The organism is Eubacterium sp. An11 (assembly GCF_002161065.1).
GTDB lineage: Bacteria > Bacillota > Clostridia > Lachnospirales > Lachnospiraceae > Anaerobutyricum > Anaerobutyricum faecale.
Window position 1 is genome coordinate 240,190 of sequence record NZ_NFLV01000002.1, and the last position, 19,680, is coordinate 259,869.

Genomic DNA, 19,680 nt, shown 5'->3' on the forward strand with positions numbered 1-19,680 from the left:
GGCTCGCCCGGCTGTCAATCTCTGATCTGCCGGAAACAGATCCGGCTCTTAAAAGAACTGTGTAAACAGAAAATGAAAATTCATCACCATCAGTTTTTCATCCATCTTTTCATTTTCCAGCATATACTCTGTCAGAAAAGTAATGAATGCATCCGAAAAGAAATCGACGGCAAAATTCTCCTTCTCCTCGCGCATTCTCCATACGTTTTCATCTATGGTTTCATCGATCAGACGGTAGATCAATTTCCGGATATAGGGGAGTACTTCTTTTCTTACCTGCTCCACACCCACATCCCGCACCACCGTCCGGTAGAATTTATAATCTTCGTTAATCTTCCGGACCAGATAGATAATCAGATCTTCCACATACTTCTTATCGTACTTCTCCGGAATATTCGCCACAAGCTGGTGTCTGCAGACCCAGCCTAAAATATCGTATTTGTCACGGAAATGATAATAAAAATTCTCTCTGGTCATTCCGCATTCCTTTGTAATGTCCGCAATGGTCGTCTTTGTAAAAGACTTTTTGCAGACAACTGTCTTAAAAGCCTCTGCGAGTTTCTCTTTTGTCTTGCTTACCATCTCGTGTTCTCCTCTCCTGTGGTTACTCCAAAGTAAATCCCTCTTTTCTCCTCCCATAGTTTAGCTCTTTTTTTATCATCTGCATAATATATATATAATATCTTTGTTATATCAAATTCAAATGTCAGAAATAATTGCTTTCACATTCACATGTACACACGCACAGAATCGATTATAAAATAAATTTACCCAGGGCGGACATTTCTTCACAGCTAAAACATCTACTCTGGGCAAATAAATAATGTATAGAATTTTTATGGTAACATTCTTTTGGCTGACGTGTAATTACCACGGAATAACCATGTATAATAATACGGCAACGATTGCACCAATGATTGGTCCGAGAATAGGAACGATTGCGTATCCCCAGTCAGAGCTTCCTTTACCTTTGATAGGAAGGATTGCATGAGCGATACGAGGTCCGATATCACGGGCAGGGTTCATAGCGTATCCGGTCAGTCCGCCGAAGGACATACCGCAGGAAACGATGATCGCAAATACGAAGAATTTGGAAACACCGCCATCAACAACGCCGCAGTTCGGGAATGCAAGAATTGCAAATACCAGCCAGAAAGTTGCAAATGCTTCCTGTAAGATGTTGTAAGGAATGTTTCTTACGCCAGGAGCTGTACAGAAGACACCGAGCATTGTTCCCGGTTCGTCTGCTGTTGCATCGAACTGAGGTTTGAATGCGATCCATACAAGGATACCGCCGATGATACCACCAACCATCTCTGCAATGATATAACCGATGCACTGAGACCATGGCAGAGAACCGCCGATGCAAAGAGCAATAGTCAGAGCAGGGTTATAAGACGCTGCACAGATGTTGCTGAAACATGCTGCCGGAAGAAGTACTGCCATACCCCATCCGATTGTTACAATTACCAGACCGCCATTTTTGAAATTTGATTTGTTCAGGTTCACGTTGGCGCAAACGCCATCTCCAAGAAGAACGAGGAGCATGGTACCTAAAAATTCACCAAGATATGCAGTCATAAAAAATTCCTCCTTCTGTAAAATAAGTTGTACACTAGTGTTGTATTAAATATAGCACTAAAAGTCCGAATTTTGTTTTCACATCGGAGGAATTTTGTAGGAAAATGTCGATTTTCTTACTTTTTCTTTATGATTTTCTAAATATTATTTATTCTTTTTATTCTTTTCCATCCCAGCAGTAAGTACACAGACACTCTCTCGGAAGTCCGATGGACTCAATCATATCGTCCAGTCTGTGGAAACGCAGAGAGGTAAAATTCAGCTCCCTGCAGATATCATCGAGCATAGCCTGATATCTCTCAGAATCCGGATTGGCGTATTCCGCAAGAATCTCCGGATCATTGGCCTTTTCCTCCCCTTCCCTCTTTAAGATCACACGGCGGGTGATCAGGTCCAGTTCTGACTTGGAGCGGGAGAAGTTCAGATACTTACATCCGTACAGCAGCGGCGGACAGGCCGGACGGATATGCACTTCTTTCACACCGCTCTCATAAAGAAATTCTGTGGTTTCGCCCAGCTGCGTTCCCCTCACAATGGAATCGTCAATGAGCAGAAGTTTCTTTCCCTTGATCAGCGGATGCACCGGAATCAGCTTCATTTTGGCAATGAGATTCCTCTTGGTCTGATTCTGCGGCATAAAAGAACGCGGCCAGGTTGGAGTATATTTGATGAACGGCCGGGCAAACGGGATCCCCGACTCATTGGCATAACCCACCGCGTGGGCGATACCGGAATCCGGCACACCGGCCACATAATCGGTCTGCACATCATCTCTTTTCGCCAGCAGCTCACCGCAGCGATACCGCATGGTCTCCACATTGACGCCCTCGTAAGTGGCATTCGGGTATCCATAATATACCCAGAGGAAGGAACAGATCTTCATCTTATCACCGGCAGGCACCGCTGTCTTCACGCTGTCCGGGCGGACAAAGACCACCTCTCCCGGTCCAAGCTCCTTACAGGTCTTATATCCCAGATTGGCGTAGGCGAAATCTTCAAAGGAAATACAGTGACCGTTCTCTTTCTCACCGATAAAAAGAGGGGTTCTTCCCAGAAGATCTCTGGCCGCAAAAATGCCATGTTCTGTCATGACCAGCATACTCATGGAACCGTCAATGGATTCCTGAGCGTGGCGGATTCCCTCGGAAATACTCTGCTTTTCATTAATCAGCGAGGCCACCAGCTCTGTGGGATTCACACCTCCGCCGCTCATCTCCAGAAAATGTGCGCGCCCGTTGTCAAAGGCTTTCTGTACCAGTTCTTCCTGATTGTTGATCTTCCCCACCGTGGTGATGGCAAAACTGCCCAGATGGGATTGTACCAAAAGCGGCTGCGGCTCATTATCAGAAATGCAGCCGATGCCCAGATAACCGGACAGCTCATCCACATCTCTCTCAAACTTTGTCCGAAACGGAGAATTCTCGATATTGTGGATGGAACGGTCAAACCCCTTCTCTTTGCTGTACACAGCCATTCCGCCCCTGCGGGTTCCCAGGTGAGAATGATAATCAATACCGAAAAACAGGTCAAATACACAGTTCTCTTTTGATGCTACTCCAAAAATTCCGCCCATATTACGCTCCTTTACCGTAAAAAATGAAACTTAATTCTATAAAATTGATTGCCGCATGATGATATCCGCGGCGCTTTACTGTTTGCAGATGTCAATATAATCTTTTACCACCTTGACCAGCTTCTCATAACTGGTGCTGGAAGTATTCAGACAAAAATCATAGTTCCGCGCATCATTCCAGTCTCTTCCCGTGTGATATTTATAGTAATCAGAACGATATTTGTCTCTCTTTTCAATTTTTTTGATAATGTCTTTTTCTGTACCGCCGTTCTGCGCCATGGTCCGTTTGATACAGTCTTCTCTGGACGCATAGAAAAACAGCTTGATCACATTCGGCTCGTCCTTCAAAATGAAGTCCGCACAGCGTCCGATGATGATACAGGACTCTGTCTTTGCCAGTTCCTTGATACACTTTGCCTGATAATTGAACAGGTTGTCGTCGGAAGTGTAGTCGTCGCTGTCCGGCGGCAGCACTTCTCCCTTGTAAATGTTCCTGCTGATACGGAATAAAGGCATGGTCTTTATTTTCTCGTCCACTTTTCCAAACAGCGCCTCATTGATGCCGCTCTGCTCGGACGCCATACGGAGAAGCTCTCTGTCATAGCAGTGAATTCCCAGCTCCTCTGCCAGAAGCTTTCCGAGGGTTCTTCCGCCGCTTCCATAGCTTCTCGCAATTGTAATTACCGTATGTTCCATACAATCACCTACTCTCCCAGATATGCTTTCTTAATGGATTCATTATTCATCAGTTCCTTCGCGTCCCCGCTGAGCACAATATTTCCTGTTTCCAGAACGTAAGCTCTGTCAGCAATGGACAACGCTTTTTTGGCGTTCTGTTCCACCAGAAGCACAGTGGTTCCCGCTGCGGATATATCCTGAATGATCTTAAATATTTCTTCCACAAAAATCGGAGAAAGTCCCATGGAAGGCTCATCCATGAGGATGATTCTCGGTTTGGACATAAGCGCCCGTCCCATGGCGAGCATCTGCTGTTCTCCGCCGCTTAACGTTCCCGCGGACTGATTCTTTCTCTCTTCCAGTCTCGGAAAGCTTTCATATACCTTTTTCAGCGTCTGCGCGATCTCGCTCTTATCTTTCCGCGTATATGCGCCTAATTTCAGATTCTCAAGAACAGTGAGGTCAGCAAACACCCGGCGTCCTTCCGGCACGTGGGCCATTCCCATGGACACGATTTTATGTCCCGGTACTCTGGTAATGTCTTTTCCCTCAAAGATGATCTGTCCTTTTTTTGCCTGAAGCATACCGGTAATTGTCTGCAGAGTAGTGGTCTTTCCCGCTCCGTTGGCACCGATCAGCGCGATGACCTCTCCCTGATTGACTTCAAAGGAAATTCCCTTGATAGCCTGGATCACACCATAATATACTTCCAGGTCCTTTATTTCAAGCATAGCCATACAGTCATTTCCTCCTATTCTCCCAGATATGCCTTGATGACTTCCGGATTGTTCAGTACGTCACTGGTCTTTCCCTGAGCCAGAACTTGACCAAAGTTCAGGACCGTCAGCTCCTCGCAGATACCAGATACAAGCTTCATGTCATGCTCAATGAGCAGGATGGTCATGTCAAACTTATCCCGGACAAAACGAATCATATCCATCAGTTCCTGCGTCTCATTTGGATTCATGCCGGCCGCCGGCTCGTCCAGAAGCAGAAGCTTCGGTTCTGTGGCAAGGGCACGGGCAATCTCCAGCTTTCTCTGATCGCCATAAGGAAGGTTGGACGCCAGATAATCCGCCTTGTCATCCATCTCAAAGACTCTGAGAAGTTCCATGGCTTTCTCGTTCATGGCTTTCTCCATCTTCCGGTATTTTGGAAGACGCAGAATTCCGGTCAGCGTGGAATATTTATAATGATTGGCAAGACCGATCTTTACGTTATCAAGGACAGTCTGCGCGTGGAACAGCCGAATGTTCTGGAACGTTCTCGCCACGCCTGCTTTGTTGATCTCAATGGTACTTTTGCCGATGAGATCCTGTCCGTCCAGACGGATAAGACCGTCATCCGGTTTGTAAACACCGGTGAGCATATTAAACACTGTGGTCTTTCCGGCTCCGTTCGGGCCGATCAGCCCGTACAGCTGGCCTTTCTCGATATTGACTTCAAAATTATCTACTGCCCTGAGGCCTCCGAAGGAGATACCCAGGTTTTTTACTTCAAGCATTGCCATGATCATTGTACCCCCTTCACGTCTTTATGGAAGAGCTTTTTCACAGAAAATCTCTGTCTCCACTCAATGGCTTTCGGCGCCCAGTTAAACAGCATCATCGCAATAAGCACGATGGCGTAAATGAGCATTCGGTAATCGGCCAGTCCCCGGAGCACTTCCGGAAGCATGGTAAGGATCACCGCTGCAATGATGGAGCCGCGGAAACTTCCGATACCTCCCAGTACCACAAAGACAAGGATCATAATGGACATGTTATATCCAAAGTTAGCCGGAAGAGCTGTCAGCGTGGACAGGTTGTGGGCGTAGAGAACGCCGCCCGCTCCGGCGATGGCCGCAGAAATACTGAATGCCATCAATTTATATTTTGTAATGTTGATTCCCACGGATTCCGCCGCGATACGGTTGTCTCTGATTGCCATGACGGCACGGCCGCTGCGGGAATTTACCAGGTTAAATACCACAAAAAGACATACCAGCAGAATAACAACACCAATGAGGAAGGTAGACTGACGCGGCGTTCCCGTAATACCCATGGCGCCGTCAATGATCATATCGCCGGTGTCATCCAATGTAAAGGATGCGTTATCGTTGATGGAAAAATGAAGACCCGCGCTGTCTTTTCCCACATACATAACGTTAATGACATTTTTAATGATCTCTCCAAAGGCCAGAGTAACAATGGCCAGATAGTCTCCCCGGAGACGGAGAACCGGAATTCCGATCAGACATCCGAAGAGAGCCGCTACCAGCGTACCAATCACCAAAGCCAGAAAGAACCGGAGATTCGGATTCATACCGGAGTCTTCCATATATTTGGTAAAGAAAGCACTGGAAAACGCGCCTACACACATAAATCCCGCATGTCCAAGACTCAGCTCGCCCAGATATCCCACACAGAGGTTGAGTCCCACCGCAACAATGGAATACGTACACAGGGGAACTAAAAGCCCCTGCATCAGACTGGAAATCATGCCGCCGGAAACCATAAACTGCACCACTGCGAATACGATGATCACCATGGCATAGGTAATGAAATGATTTTTTGTAGTTTTATTCATATTTTTCAAACTGAAATTCTTCATCTTACGTCTCCACCTACACTTTCTCATGAATTGGCTTACCAAGAATTCCGGTAGGTTTGATCAAAAGCACCAGAATCAGAACTGCAAACACAATGGCATCGGATAACTGCGAGGAAATGTACGCTCTTCCCAGGATCTCAATGACTCCCAGAAGGATTCCGCCGATAAACGCACCTGGAACGGAGCCGATTCCACCGAATACCGCCGCTGTAAAGGCCTTGATACCCGGCATGGATCCTGTATACGGAGACAAGGTCGGATATGCGGAACAAAGCAGTACACCTGCGATGGCTGCCAGACCGGAACCGATGGCAAATGTCAGAGAGATTGTTCTGTTGACATTGACACCCATCAGCTGCGCGGCGTCTTTATCTTCAGAAACCGCCAGCATCGCCTGTCCTGCCTTTGTCTTTTTGATAAAGAGCATGAGGGCGGCAACAATAACGATACAGACAATGACTGTGACGATAGTCACGCCGGAAATCACCAGCTTGCCCCCTGCCAGACGCAGCGGCTGCATATTGACCACGGAAGTAAAGGATTTTGTATCCGCGCCAAAAATGATCAACGCCAGATTCTGCAGGAAATAGCTGACACCGATGGCTGTGATCAATACCGCCAGCGGGGACGCTTTTCTCAAAGGTTTATACGCAATTTTCTCAATGACAACACCAAGGACTGTACACCCCACAACTGCTGTCAGAATGCTGACGATTGGATTCATTCCCAAAGTTGTCATCATGGTAAACACGATGTAACATCCAATCATAATGACATCACCGTGAGCAAAGTTCAGCATCTTTGCGATACCGTACACCATCGTATATCCAAGAGCGATGATGGCATATACACTGCCCAGACTGATGCCATTCAATAAATAGGATATAAAACTCATCTTTCCACCTCTTTTTTCTTTCTTTCAAACTGTACTGTACAAGCTTTTCTCCTGTTATACCTGTAACCTGCTTACCATACCGGGACGCAGAAACGCTTCTTCCCCGCAGACTCCGGTATACCGCTCTTTTGTCAGAACAATATGTCGTAAGCATTCCGAAAAACATAATTGTCTCCCCGGCTTCTGCCTTTTCCAATTATATTTTTCGGAATACCCATTTTGCCGAATCTGTGGGCAAAATGTTTCATCAATGAAAGAAGGGCTGCCTCACGCAGCCCTTCTCCGGGCTCTTATCCTGTATGATAACCCCGTATTATTCCTGAGCAGCTGTATCTGCCTCTGGTGCAGCCTCTGTATCAGCTGCGGCAGCGTTGTCAGAATCCATACTTACGTATACGCCGTTCTTGATCACAACCGCTTTCGGGGACTTGTTCACTTCACCGGTCTCAGACCATTTCAGTCCGCCCTCGTCGCCGGTCAGACCCTGTACATCAATCTGAGTCATTGCAGTCTTCATGGCATCACAGATATCAGAAGCGCTCATATCCGGAGTCACTCCTGCCTGTTCGATGGCTGCCTTGATGGCATAGATTGCATCATAACCGTCTGCTGCGAACTGGTTTGGAGTCTCGCCGAACTGATCTTTATACTTGGTAACAAAGCTTACTGTCGCATCATCCTGAGCATCTGCTGCGAATGGTGTCAGAAGCATAACGCCCTCTGCCAGGGATGTGTCAAAGTTCTCTACAGTCAGGATTCCGTCCATGCCGTCCACACCGAAGAATGTCGGAGCGTAACCCATGTTATTTGCCTGCTGTAAGATAATAGAAGCTTCCTGATAATAAATCGGAAGGAAAATCAGGTCTGCTCCAGCATCCTGTGCTTTCTGAAGCTGTGTCTGGAAATCTGTCTTGGAATCAGCGGTAAACGCTTCTTCTGACACGATCTGCAGTCCTCTGTTTCCTGCTTCTTTTACGAAGTTCTCTTCGATTCCTGAGGAATATGGATCGGAACTGTCATAGATAATACCGATCTTTGTTGCCAGATTGTTCTCATCGATATACTGCGCGGAAGCAGTACCCTGGTTAGGGTCAGTGAAACATACCTGGAATACATTGGTCTTTCCATCGATAACATCAGTGGAAGATGCAGATGGGGTAATCTGGAACATATTGTCAGATGCCGTCATATCTGCCACTGCGATACATGGTGCTGTTGTAACTGTTCCGTAAAGGATCTGCATACCCCAGTCCTTTAAGGTATTATACGCATTGACCGACTTCTCAGCATCATTCTGATCATCTTCAAACCGATACTCAATCTGAGCGCCGTTGATTCCGCCAGCTTCATTGATCTCATCAATGGCAATCTGGGCACCGTTCTTTGCCGCATTACCATAAATCGCTGCAGCACCTGTTGTCGGTCCAATTCCACCGATGTAGAAGGCGTTGGCATCTTTGCTTCCTTCTGAACTTCCGGAACCGCCACTGCAGCCTGCAAGACATCCCACCGTCATGGCAAGAACAAGAGCTGCTGTCACTAACTTTTTCATCTTACTTCTTCCTCCTTCAAGAATGATTAATTAATAATGAAAAAAGGCATCCTTCAGTCATCCCATAAGAACGCCTTTCTTCTTCTTTACGATTCTACTACATTCTTTTTGCAAAAGCAACAATTTTTCATCCCTAAATTGTCCTTTTTGAACGACATTTTTGAATAAATAAAAATAATTTCCTTCAAAAAATCATTTCAGCTTTGGACAATCCTGGCTTTCCATGCCGAGAATACTGCGGACATCGTCGCAGAGCGCCAGGATTTCCGGCGGAATCGTTCCGTCATCCTTCCGGCAGCATTTCTTCAGAGCATCGATATACTGCATGGAAATCTCTTTCAGTTTTCTTTCCGGAGCATCCCCGCTCTCCTCCGGACGAACGTCGTCCGGGCTGTCATCACAGCCATCTTTCCGGCGGTTTTCCATCCGGCTGTCACCGGTTATCCATACCGGCGGTTTTTTAAATCTCTTATACTGATGATAAATGTCCCTGTTATGGATATAGGTCTCCAGATCAGAGGCCCGTTCTTTATCGTATTTCTCCTGAAGACAGCACCGGGTGATGCGGTACAGGTCCTTTGCGTCTTCCAGAGCGTTATGGGCGGTGCGATGCTCCATTCCGCAGATGTATTTCATATCGGAAAGACTTAATGTAATCCCTTTTCCGTAAATCCGCCTTGTGAGACGTTTGGTGATATCCTGCAGCAATCCTGCAATTTTCCGAAATCTTCTGGCCACAAACTTATGGTTCTTCTCAATATCATGGCGCAAAGTATGCGCATCATTTCCCCAGGTAAATATTTCCTTCACCGGGTACTCCTGCAGCAGCAGGTACAATTCCTGAAAGACCGCCTCATAGGAAGGCGCCCCATCGATCTCCTCCTGTGTCAGTCCTGTCAGTTCTTTGCAGTAACCGGTCAGCTTCGTATTATACAGCGGATGGATTGGTGAATAATAGGTGCGCACCAGATTAAATCTCTTGTCACAGATAACCATGCCCACTGACAGCAGCTCTCCGCTGTGTTCTTTGTCAAAAAACGTGTCATTTTCCATGAAACAGGTGTATTCCGCATCAAAAAAAGCATAATAAAACTTCTTTTTTGTATTGCTGTTATTCACTCCATCACCTCTTTTCTGTCTTTTTCGTTATTTTATTGAATAAAATTTAATTAATAAGAGAGAATCTCCGTGCCGTTCTCCGTTACTAAAATCGTGTATTCCCACTGGGCAGAAGGTTTTCCATCCTGAGTATAGATCGTCCAGCCGTCTTCCTCGTCCTGATACACGTCCGGTTCTCCCATATTGACCATCGGCTCGATGGTAAAGGTCATTCCCGGCACAAACAGCAGCCCGGAATCCGGCACACCAATATGATTGATCCACGGATCCTCATGGAAATGTACGCCGCAGCCATGTCCTCCGATCTCCCTTACGATGGTATATCCGTTTTCCACGGCGTGTTTGTTACAGGCATAGCCCATATCTCCCATGGTTCCCCACGGACGAACAGCGGCAAGAGCCAGGTCCAGACACTCTTTGGTCACCCGCACAAGCTTTCTCTTCTCTTCCGGAACATCCCCGATACAGAACATCCGGGACGCATCGCCATAATATCCATTATAGATAGTGGTACAGTCCACATTGACGATATCTCCGCTCTTTAACACCTGATTCTCGCTGGGAATACCATGGCACACCACATCATCCACAGAAATGCAGACGCTTTTCGGATAGCCCTGATAATGAAGGCAGGCCGGAATGCATCCCATCTCCCGGGTGAATTCTTCGATCCGTCTGTCCAGTTCTTCCGTGGTGACTCCTTCCTTCACAAAAGGAGTAATATAATCAAGCACCATGGTGTTTCTCCTGCCTGCTTCCCGGATTCCCGCAATCTGTTCCGGTGTCTTTATCATCTGATGATTCGGCACTTCATATCCACGATTCTGAAAATCTTTGATCCGGTTATCAAAAGACATATGACAGGATTTATACTTTTTACCGCTGCCACACCAGCATTTATCATTTCTTCCAAGTTTCAATTTCTCCTACCTCCTGGTTACAATCGTTTGCCGGCCTTCAGCCCGCATTCTTCTGCATTATAGCACCTTTTGTTCCAATAGAAAACCTCTGTTTTCTCTCCCGGAAAAGTTACCCGGAAAAACACCCGAAAAAATCTCCAAAAAATCCCGGATCAGGAGAAAACAGCCTCACAGCGTCAGTTTTCTGACCCTGACGCCCGTTAAGCTCCCCCTGTCCGGGATTCTTTCAATGATTATTCACTGATTATTTTATTTTTTACCGGCTCTTCTTATTTTTTAATAAGAAGAGACTTGCCTGTCATTTCTTCCGGCTGCTCCATTCCCATCATCTCAATGAGCGTCGGAGCGATATCTGCCAGGCATCCGCCCTCCCGCAGCGTATACGCCGGATCATAATTTACCAGAATGAACGGCACCGGATTGGTGGTATGTGCAGTAAGCGGAGCACCTGTCTCATAATCAATGAGCTGTTCACAGTTACCATGGTCTGCGCAGATGAACATCTGTCCGTCTACATCTTCAATGGCTTTCACTGCGTTGCCCACACAGGTATCCACGGTCTCCACCGCCTTGATCGCTGCAGCTTCCACACCGGTATGTCCAACCATATCCGGGTTAGCAAAGTTAATGATGATCACATCATATTTGCCGGAACGGATGGCGTCCACCAGTTTCTCCCCTACTTCCGGAGCGCTCATCTCCGGCTGCAGATCATATGTGGCAACAGAAGGAGACTTCACAAGGATTCTCTCCTCTCCTTCATTTGGAACCTCAACGCCGCCGTTAAAGAAGAATGTAACATGGGCGTACTTCTCTGTCTCTGCCAGACGAAGCTGTTTTAATCCGTGGGCTGCCAGGAACTCTCCGAACGTATTGGTAATCTCTACCTTATGGAAAGCGACGATAGTATTCGGAATGGTAGCATCGTACTCTGTGAAACATACATAAGTCATCGGGAAATAACCGTTTCTTCTCTCGAAGCCGGTAAATTCCGGATCACAGAGGGCGCGGGTGATCTCTCTCGCGCGGTCCGGACGGAAGTTGAAGAAAATCACAGAGTCATTCTCTTTCAGTGTTCCCACTGGTTTGCCGTCTTTTTCGATGACTGTCGGAAGCACGAACTCGTCCGTCACATCATTAGCATAGGAATCTGCCATGGCCTGTACCGGATCTGCAGCTTTCACGCCTTCTCCGTATACCAGCGCTGCATAAGCTTTCTCCACACGCTCCCAGCGGGTATCTCTGTCCATGACATAATAACGGCCTTCGATGGTAGCGATCTGGCCAACGCCGATCTCATCCATCTTTGCCACCAGTTCTTCCACAAAACCTTTTCCTGATGTCGGTGCAGTATCTCTTCCGTCCATGAAACAATGTACACATACATCTGTAAGTCCCTGTCTCTTGGCCAGTTCCAGCAGTCCATAAAGATGGGTGTTGTGGCTGTGCACACCACCGTCGGAAAGCAGTCCGTAAAGATGAAGAGTGGAATTATTCTTCTTACAGTTCTCCACTGCCTCCAGGAAGGCCGGATTCTCAAAGAAATCGCCGTCCTCGATGGACTTTGTGATTCTTGTAAGTTCCTGATATACGATTCTTCCGGCACCCATATTCAAATGACCTACCTCTGAGTTACCCATCTGTCCGTCCGGAAGACCAACGGCCAGGCCGCTGGCATTTCCTTTTACAAAAGGATATTCAGCCATGATACGGTCAATATTCGGGGTCTTTGCCTCATAAACCGCATTAGCTTTTGGATTATCGTTTAATCCAAAGCCGTCCAAAATCATTAAAACTGTCGGTTTTTTACTCATAATTCAAATCTCCTGTAAAATCAAAATCGTTTATGCGCGTACATTTTTGTACAGGCAATGGAATAGGGGCTGCCGCCAATATCCGGGAATCCTCCTCCCGTGTATCATGCAACAACCCCCTTACCTCAAACCCCGCTGTCGCGAGATTGATTATTTGTTGTAATTTACAATCTTTCCAAAGTCAGCTTTCAGAGAAGCGCCGCCAACCAGACCGCCGTCGATATCTGCCTGTGCAAATAATTCAGGTGCTGTATTGCCGTTCACACTTCCGCCATACTGAATGCGGATTGCTGCTGCTGTAGCATCATCGTAAATCTCAGCGATGCATGCACGGATTGCTGCGCAGACTTCCTGTGCCTGTTCTGTGGTAGCTGTCTTTCCTGTACCGATGGCCCAGATCGGCTCATAAGCGATCACTGCTGTTTTTGCCTGATCTGCTGTCACACCGTAGAAGCCTTCTTTTACCTGCTGACGTACAAAATCAACAGTAACGCCCTGCTCTCTCTGCTCCAGAGACTCGCCACAGCACATGATAGGAGTAATGCCATGCTCAAAAGCTTTTAACACTTTTTTGTTGACATCCTGATTGGTTTCTCCGAAGTATTCTCTTCTCTCAGAATGTCCGAGAACTACGTATTTCACTCCGGCATCCACCAGCATAGCCGGGGAAATCTCGCCTGTGTATGCGCCGCTCTCTTCATAATACATGTTTTCTGCGCCGATTGCAATATTGGAATCTTTGGCAGCTTCCACTGCTGGAATGATATCGATGGCTGGTACACAGAATACCACGTCAACATCATCATTGGCGCAAAGCGGTTTTAACATATTGACAAGCTCAACTGCTTCGCTAGGAGTTTTGTTCATTTTCCAGTTACCGGCAATAATTTTTCTACGCATGATATATTTCCTCTTTTCTTATTGAATATATTTCAATTATTTATCGTTTGCTGCCGCAACACCAGGAAGCTCTTTACCCTCCAGGAATTCCAGAGAAGCGCCGCCGCCTGTGGAGATGTGAGTCATCTTGTCACCGAAACCAAGCTGGTTAACAGCTGCTGCGGAATCTCCGCCGCCGATGATCGTGATGGCATCAATATCAGCCAGAGCCTTAGCCACTGCGATAGTTCCTTCTGCAAAGTTCGGCATCTCGAATACGCCCATCGGTCCGTTCCATACAACGGTCTTCGCATCTTTTACTGCGTTGGCGAAGATTTCTCTTGTCTTAGGTCCGATGTCCATACCCATCTCGTCAGCTTCCATGCTTCCCTCTACCACACGGCTTGGTGCATCATTGCTGAACTCTTTTGCAACAACGGTGTCAACCGGCAGTAATAAGTTCACACCTTTGTCTGCAGCTTTTTTGATCATCTCGTTGGCGTAATCAAGATAATCGGCTTCCAGTAAGGATTTACCAACTTCTTTGCCCTGTGCTTTCGCGAATGTATAAGCCATGCCGCCGCCGATGATCAGAGTATCTACTTTATCAAGCAGGTTGTTGATAACGGAAATCTTGGAGGAAACTTTTGCTCCGCCTAAGATAGCAACAAAAGGTCTCTTTGGATTGTTGACTGCGTTTCCGAGGAAATCGATTTCTTTCTGCATCAGATAACCAACTACGGCTGTTTTCACATATTTGGTCACACCTACGTTGGAGCAATGAGCTCTGTGAGCAGTTCCGAATGCATCATTTACGAAAACATCACAGAGAGAAGCGAGTTCCTTAGAGAAGTTATCCTCATTTTTAGTCTCCTCTGCACGATAACGGGTGTTCTCCAGTAAGATAACATCGCCATCTTTCATAGCTTCCACAGCTGCTCTTGCGTTCGGGCCTACCACTTCCGGATCAGCAGCAAATTTTACTTCCTGTCCCAGAAGCTCGGATAAACGTACGACAACCGGTGCCAGAGATAATTCCGGCTTCGGCTCTCCCTTCGGTTTGCCCAGGTGAGAGCAAAGGATTACTTTTCCGCCGTCTGCGATTAATTTTTTGATGGTTGGCAGAGCAGCGACAAGACGGTTCTCATCTGTGATCTTTCCATCCTGTAACGGAACGTTGAAATCGCAGCGAACCAGAACTCTCAAACCTTTTACATTAATATCATCAACTGATTTTTTATTCAGCATGGGTGTAATCTCCTCTCTATAACACAAACAGGGTCCGGTCCAACAGACCGGACCCATGTCTGGATCTTATATACTCAATTATGATCGTCTTAAAATTATGCTAATTCAGCGAAGTATTTGATTGTACGAACCATCTGAGATGTGTAGCTGTTCTCATTGTCATACCATGAAACAACCTGTACTTCGTATAAGTCATCAGAAATCTGGCAAACCATTGTCTGAGTAGCATCGAATAAGGAACCATATGTCATTCCAACGATATCGGAAGAAACGATCTCGTCTTCGTTGTAACCGAAGGATTCGTTTGCTGCTGCTTTCATAGCTGCGTTGATACCGTCAACAGTGATGTCTTTGCCTTTTACTACTGCTGTCAGGATTGTTGTGGAACCTGTAGGAGTAGGAACACGCTGAGCGGAACCGATTAATTTACCGTTTAATTCAGGGATAACCAGTCCGATTGCTTTTGCAGCGCCTGTGCTGTTAGGAACGATGTTCACTGCTGCTGCACGGGAACGTCTCTTATCGCCTTTTCTCTGCGGTCCGTCCAGAGTCATCTGGTCGCCTGTGTAAGCGTGGATTGTTACCATGATACCGCTCTGGATAGGAGCGTATTTATTTAATGCGTCTGCCATAGGTGCAAGACAGTTTGTTGTACAGGAAGCTGCGGAAATGATAGTATCGTCAGCTTTCAGTGTCTCGTGGTTTGTGTTGTAAACGATTGTAGGAAGATCATTTCCTGCTGGTGCGGAAATAACAACTTTCTTAGCGCCGGCATTGATATGAGCCTGAGCTTTTGCTTTGCTTGTGTAGAATCCGGAGCACTCCAGAACTACGTCAACACCGATCTCTCCCCATGGGCAATCATTTGCATCCGGGTATTTGTAGATCTTGATTTCTTTTCCGTCAACTGTGATAGAGTCTTCACCGTAGGAAACCTTGTCGCATAATGCGTATCTTCCCTGAGAAGAATCGTATTTTAACAGATGAGCTAACATTTCAGGACTTGTTAAGTCATTGATAGCTACTACTTCGTAGCCTTCTGCTCCAAACATCTGTCTGAAAGCAAGACGACCAATACGACCAAAACCGTTAATTGCTACTTTTACTGCCATGATAATTCCTCCTAAGTTTTTAGAATTGTTAAAGCTTCGGGTACATGAACCTCTTGTCCACATCCCATAAAAGATTTGGCTCACTATGTCAAACCTTTAACTATTTTACCTAATTTATGGTGATTTTTCAAGTAGAATTTTGCATAAAAAAAAGAAAAATATTATCCCCGATTTTATGCTATTATTATATAGCAACTGGTAAAACACAAATTATTCATAAATAATATCCATGAAAGGAGCATCCCAATGCTGATTAGCGACACACATTTGCACAGTTTTTTCTCATCGGATTCCGAGGCCTCTATGGAAGATATGATTTTACAGGGAATTTCCCTCGGTCTCCGCACCCTCTGTTTTACAGAACACTACGATCATGACTTTCCTGTGACGGACGACGGGCTGGATTTTCAGCTGGATTTCGATGCCTACCACAACATGTTTCTCCAAATGAAAGAAAAATATGCATCGCAGATCGAACTGCTCCACGGCATTGAACTGGGCGTACAAAAACACTCCGGTCCTGCCCTCATCAATTTTTACAGCAAAATCGGAGGACGCTATGATTTCATCATCAATTCCTGCCACCTGGTGGACGGCGTGGATCCATATGAAAAAATGTTTTTCGAAACCCACACGCCGGAAGAAGGCGTCCGCCGGTATTTCGAGAGCATTCTGGACAACCTGAAAGTATATCCGTATTTTCAGACAGCCGGTCATCTGGATTATATCTGCCGCTATATCCCTGAACCGCGCCCGGAATTTCACTACGAAGAATACGCCGATGTTCTCGATGAGATTCTCAAACTTCTCATCAGCAGCGGCAAAGCTCTGGAGGTCAACACCGCCGGCCTGAAAAAGGGACTTCCGTGGCCGAATCCTCATATGGACATTCTGAAACGCTACCGCGCCCTTGGCGGCGAACTGATCACCATCGGCAGCGACGCCCACCGCCCGGAGGATATGGCCTACGCCTTTGACCGGCTGCCGGATATTCTGGCAGAAGCCGGCTTTCAATATTACGCCCTTTACAGAGATCAGAAACCGGAACTGATCCCGATAGACTAACCCTTCCGGCACATGTGTGCGATCACCACGATCACACCGGCAAAACCCCGGCATCGTTTTTCCGATACCGGGGTTTGGGAACACATGCCATTCCGGATCAAGGACCGCCTGTGCTCATTTCCAATATTTATTTACAGTCTGCGTCTGCGCACAACCATTACGATGCCCGCTGCCAGCAGCAGTACCGGCAGTACAAATACACAGCCGATCAGCGTTACTTTCTGGCTGAACGCCGGAACAATGGCTGTGTCGGCGGATAAATCTTTGGCACGGATGGAAATCTTGCTCTCCTGCTGGCTCAGATAATTAATGCCGTTTAACACAAAGTCTGTGTTGGCACCGCCGACCGCATAATCAATGGAACTTTCCAGCATATTGCTGCAGCCCGCAACGATCAGTCTGCCACCCTTATCATCAGAAACCGCCATGGCAATGGAGAACGGGCCGTCGATATCGCCGTCTTCCTTTTCAATGGTGGAACTGTCGGTATCCACCTTGGAGTACGCGCCGTCACTGGTGGAAAGGAGGGAAGTCACTGTATACGTGTTTTCTTCTCCGTCCGTATCTTCGGAACCGTCTGTACTTTCTTCAGCCGCCGTGGTATCTTCGTCAGTCTCCCCGGCGCTCAGGTCAACCAGTCCTTTGGCACTTGGCGCAAGAATATAAACATTACTGTCATACTGCGCCTGGGTCACGTCAGAACTCTCGATTTCCGGAAGCAGATAGATCGGATACTGGGTGTACATGGTGCTGTCTGTCTCCACCACAACGCCTGGTTCCACGCCGACATCGTACTCTTCCAGCAGAGAATACAGCTGTGGAAGATCATCCACGCTGGCATCCAGGAATACATACATTTTACCGCCGTTTGCCATGTAGGTTTCAATCTGCGCTTTCTCATCTTCGGTGATGTCTGTCTGAGGCCCGTTGATCAGGAGAATATCGCAGTCATCCGGCACAGCTCCCGCGGACAAGAGACTCAGCGTCTCCACGGCATAATTGTCTCCCTCAAAACTGCTGATCACATCGGAAGACAGATCTTTTTCTGAGTGGCCGCTCAAAGTATAAACCACCGGAGTTTCGTCAGAGGTCACATAATTGATCGCTTCCGTCAACAGCTGTTCCACCTGCAGAGAATCCGCAGAATAGGAATATCCGCTGCTGTAGCTGTAGGAGATAAAATCATCCGATGAAATGTACCGGCTCTTATCCCCGCACACCACGATCACACTGTCCGCGCTGACACTTTCCGGATCATCCACGTACTCTTCTGTAAAATTCGGATACAGATCCGGATCCCGGTATTCTATCTTGATATTGGACGACAGCTTTTTATATTCATTAAAAATCTGTTCATAAGCGCCGTTTACATCGGATTCGGAATTAATGACATAGAAGGTGACCTCCTGATCAAGCGCCTTTACGATACTCTTTGTCTGGTCTGACAGGGTATAAAGCTGATTGGACGTCACATCCACACTGAAATCTTTCCAGGTGATCAGAGCGTTGGCAGCCACGGCGATGATGAGCACCAGCACCACGGCCACTGCGGAGAACAGACCTTTCTTAAAATGCCGGTTTTTAAAGAACTGCCGGCGTCCGGATTTTTTCCCGTCATCCCCGGACGTTCCTCCGGCGGCTTCTTCCTCAGCTCCATGGGCATTTTCCTCACTGGCCTTTTCCTCCCCGGAGATCTTTCCCTCTTCCCGGATGGTATCTTCCGAGATACTATTTTCTAAATCTTTATTTCTTTTCCAAAATTTTTTACTCATGACTGCTCCTCCTAATTCCATCTGCGTTTCTCAATGGTCTGTATCGACAGGAAGATGAACACTGCGATAAAGGACAGGTAATAAATGACTGAAGAGGCATTTAAAATACCGGAGCAAAAATCATTGAACCGGTCCATGACAGAAAACCAGTCGATGATCTTGGACAGACCATTGTCGAACAGGCCCGGACGTAGCCAGGCAAAAAGTCCCAGTACCGCAGCGCCGATCACCGCTGTGATCACCCCTGCCTTCCAGCTTTTCGTCTGCTCGAAAAAGAACCACGCCAAAAGAATGATCGCTGCCGCGCAGACAATATAAGTATATCTGGCTCTTCCCGGCACAATATCCGAAAGATTCGGGAGCAGCATGCAAAGAAGCACCACACCAAAAGAAATACCCGCCGCGATCATCTGGCTTTCCGTGATGGACGAGATGAACAGACCGATGGCGAGAAGACAGGCTCCCACCAGAAAATATCCAAGGCCGCCGGTCAGCACCGTCTTCCAGTTGACATCTCCGTACATGCTCAGTATTCCTGCCTGTATAAATGTAATGATCACCGCGCCAAGCAGCAGGGTGAGAACTGCCAGATATTTTCCGACAACAATCCCCGTCACCCGCACCGGCGAGGTGAGCAGGAGCTGATCTGTCTTCTGTTTCCTCTCCTCCGCCATGAGTCGCATGGTGAGGATCGGCACGATAATAATAAAGATTATAGTGATACTTGAATAGATATTAGCCGCGTAATCCGTATACCCGTACGACATACAGATTACAGAAAAATATACGCCGGAAATGGCGAGAAACAGCGCCAGAAACAGGTAGGCGGATAATGAATGAAAATAGGATTTCATTTCTTTTATATATATTGCTCTCATGA

Annotated in this window: 18 protein-coding genes; 1 reads left to right on the forward strand and 17 read right to left on the reverse strand. The window is 46.9% G+C overall.

The genetic code is table 11. From position 1 onward, the window contains the following. Positions 1–48: 48 nt before the first annotated feature. From B5E53_RS03100 to gap, 15 genes are all read right to left on the reverse strand, one after another. Entirely contained in the window at positions 49–582 is a 534-nt protein-coding gene (locus B5E53_RS03100; protein WP_162611768.1) for a TetR/AcrR family transcriptional regulator C-terminal domain-containing protein, read from the reverse strand. Between the two features lie 285 nt (positions 583–867). Beyond that, positions 868–1,581, reverse strand: a complete 714-nt coding sequence (locus B5E53_RS03105; RefSeq protein WP_087312569.1) for an MIP/aquaporin family protein — start codon at positions 1,579–1,581, stop codon at positions 868–870. A 157-nt stretch (positions 1,582–1,738) separates the two neighbouring features. Then, positions 1,739–3,154, reverse strand: a complete 1,416-nt coding sequence (locus tag B5E53_RS03110) for an amidophosphoribosyltransferase (protein ID WP_087312570.1) — start codon at positions 3,152–3,154, stop codon at positions 1,739–1,741. A gap of 75 nt (positions 3,155–3,229) precedes the next feature. Continuing rightward, positions 3,230–3,850 (reverse strand): cytidylate kinase-like family protein, encoded by a 621-nt coding sequence (locus tag B5E53_RS03115; RefSeq protein WP_087312571.1) that lies wholly within the window; start codon positions 3,848–3,850, stop codon positions 3,230–3,232. Between the two features lie 8 nt (positions 3,851–3,858). Further along, positions 3,859–4,569, reverse strand: a complete 711-nt coding sequence (locus B5E53_RS03120) for an ABC transporter ATP-binding protein (protein ID WP_087312572.1) — start codon at positions 4,567–4,569, stop codon at positions 3,859–3,861. 14 nt (positions 4,570–4,583) lie between these two features. Next, positions 4,584–5,342: an ABC transporter ATP-binding protein gene (locus B5E53_RS03125; RefSeq protein ID WP_087312637.1), complete on the reverse strand. Its 759-nt coding sequence runs from the start codon at positions 5,340–5,342 to the stop codon at positions 4,584–4,586. A 2-nt stretch (positions 5,343–5,344) separates the two neighbouring features. Next, positions 5,345–6,424 carry a branched-chain amino acid ABC transporter permease gene (locus tag B5E53_RS03130; RefSeq protein WP_087312573.1) on the reverse strand — a complete coding sequence of 360 codons (1,080 nt, stop codon included), beginning with the start codon at positions 6,422–6,424 and terminating at the stop codon, positions 5,345–5,347. A gap of 13 nt (positions 6,425–6,437) precedes the next feature. Beyond that, positions 6,438–7,319, reverse strand: coding sequence for a branched-chain amino acid ABC transporter permease (locus tag B5E53_RS03135; RefSeq protein WP_087312574.1), 882 nt, complete (start codon positions 7,317–7,319; stop codon positions 6,438–6,440). Between the two features lie 313 nt (positions 7,320–7,632). Beyond that, the gene (locus B5E53_RS03140) at positions 7,633–8,871 is read right to left on the reverse strand and encodes an ABC transporter substrate-binding protein (RefSeq protein WP_087312575.1); all 1,239 of its coding nucleotides are present in this window, start codon (positions 8,869–8,871) and stop codon (positions 7,633–7,635) included. Between the two features lie 192 nt (positions 8,872–9,063). After that, positions 9,064–9,990, reverse strand: a complete 927-nt coding sequence (locus B5E53_RS03145) for an exonuclease domain-containing protein (RefSeq protein ID WP_087312576.1) — start codon at positions 9,988–9,990, stop codon at positions 9,064–9,066. Between the two features lie 50 nt (positions 9,991–10,040). Then, entirely contained in the window at positions 10,041–10,910 is an 870-nt protein-coding gene (locus B5E53_RS03150) for a methionyl aminopeptidase (RefSeq protein WP_087312577.1), read from the reverse strand. A gap of 269 nt (positions 10,911–11,179) precedes the next feature. Beyond that, positions 11,180–12,724, reverse strand: coding sequence for a 2,3-bisphosphoglycerate-independent phosphoglycerate mutase (gene gpmI / locus B5E53_RS03155; RefSeq protein ID WP_087312578.1), 1,545 nt, complete (start codon positions 12,722–12,724; stop codon positions 11,180–11,182). 150 nt (positions 12,725–12,874) lie between these two features. Beyond that, the gene (gene tpiA / locus B5E53_RS19635) at positions 12,875–13,627 is read right to left on the reverse strand and encodes a triose-phosphate isomerase (protein ID WP_087312579.1); all 753 of its coding nucleotides are present in this window, start codon (positions 13,625–13,627) and stop codon (positions 12,875–12,877) included. Between the two features lie 33 nt (positions 13,628–13,660). Further along, positions 13,661–14,851 carry a phosphoglycerate kinase gene (locus B5E53_RS19640; RefSeq protein WP_087312580.1) on the reverse strand — a complete coding sequence of 397 codons (1,191 nt, stop codon included), beginning with the start codon at positions 14,849–14,851 and terminating at the stop codon, positions 13,661–13,663. 95 nt (positions 14,852–14,946) lie between these two features. Continuing rightward, on the reverse strand, positions 14,947–15,963 hold the full coding sequence (gene gap, locus B5E53_RS03170; protein WP_087312581.1) for a type I glyceraldehyde-3-phosphate dehydrogenase: 1,017 nt from the start codon (positions 15,961–15,963) through the stop codon (positions 14,947–14,949). A 246-nt stretch (positions 15,964–16,209) separates the two neighbouring features. Here gap and B5E53_RS03175 point away from each other — a divergent pair, with 246 nt between their 5' ends. Then, positions 16,210–17,028: a histidinol-phosphatase HisJ family protein gene (locus B5E53_RS03175; RefSeq protein WP_087312582.1), complete on the forward strand. Its 819-nt coding sequence runs from the start codon at positions 16,210–16,212 to the stop codon at positions 17,026–17,028. 131 nt (positions 17,029–17,159) lie between these two features. On the opposite strand, the gene B5E53_RS03180 is transcribed toward B5E53_RS03175, so the two are convergent. Together B5E53_RS03180 and B5E53_RS03185 are read right to left on the reverse strand one after the other, a co-directional pair. Next, on the reverse strand, positions 17,160–18,800 hold the full coding sequence (locus B5E53_RS03180) for a GldG family protein (protein WP_162611769.1): 1,641 nt from the start codon (positions 18,798–18,800) through the stop codon (positions 17,160–17,162). A gap of 11 nt (positions 18,801–18,811) precedes the next feature. Continuing rightward, complete coding sequence (locus tag B5E53_RS03185) at positions 18,812–19,678, reverse strand: ABC transporter permease subunit (RefSeq protein ID WP_087312584.1); 867 nt, start codon at positions 19,676–19,678, stop codon at positions 18,812–18,814. Positions 19,679–19,680 lie beyond the last annotated feature (2 nt).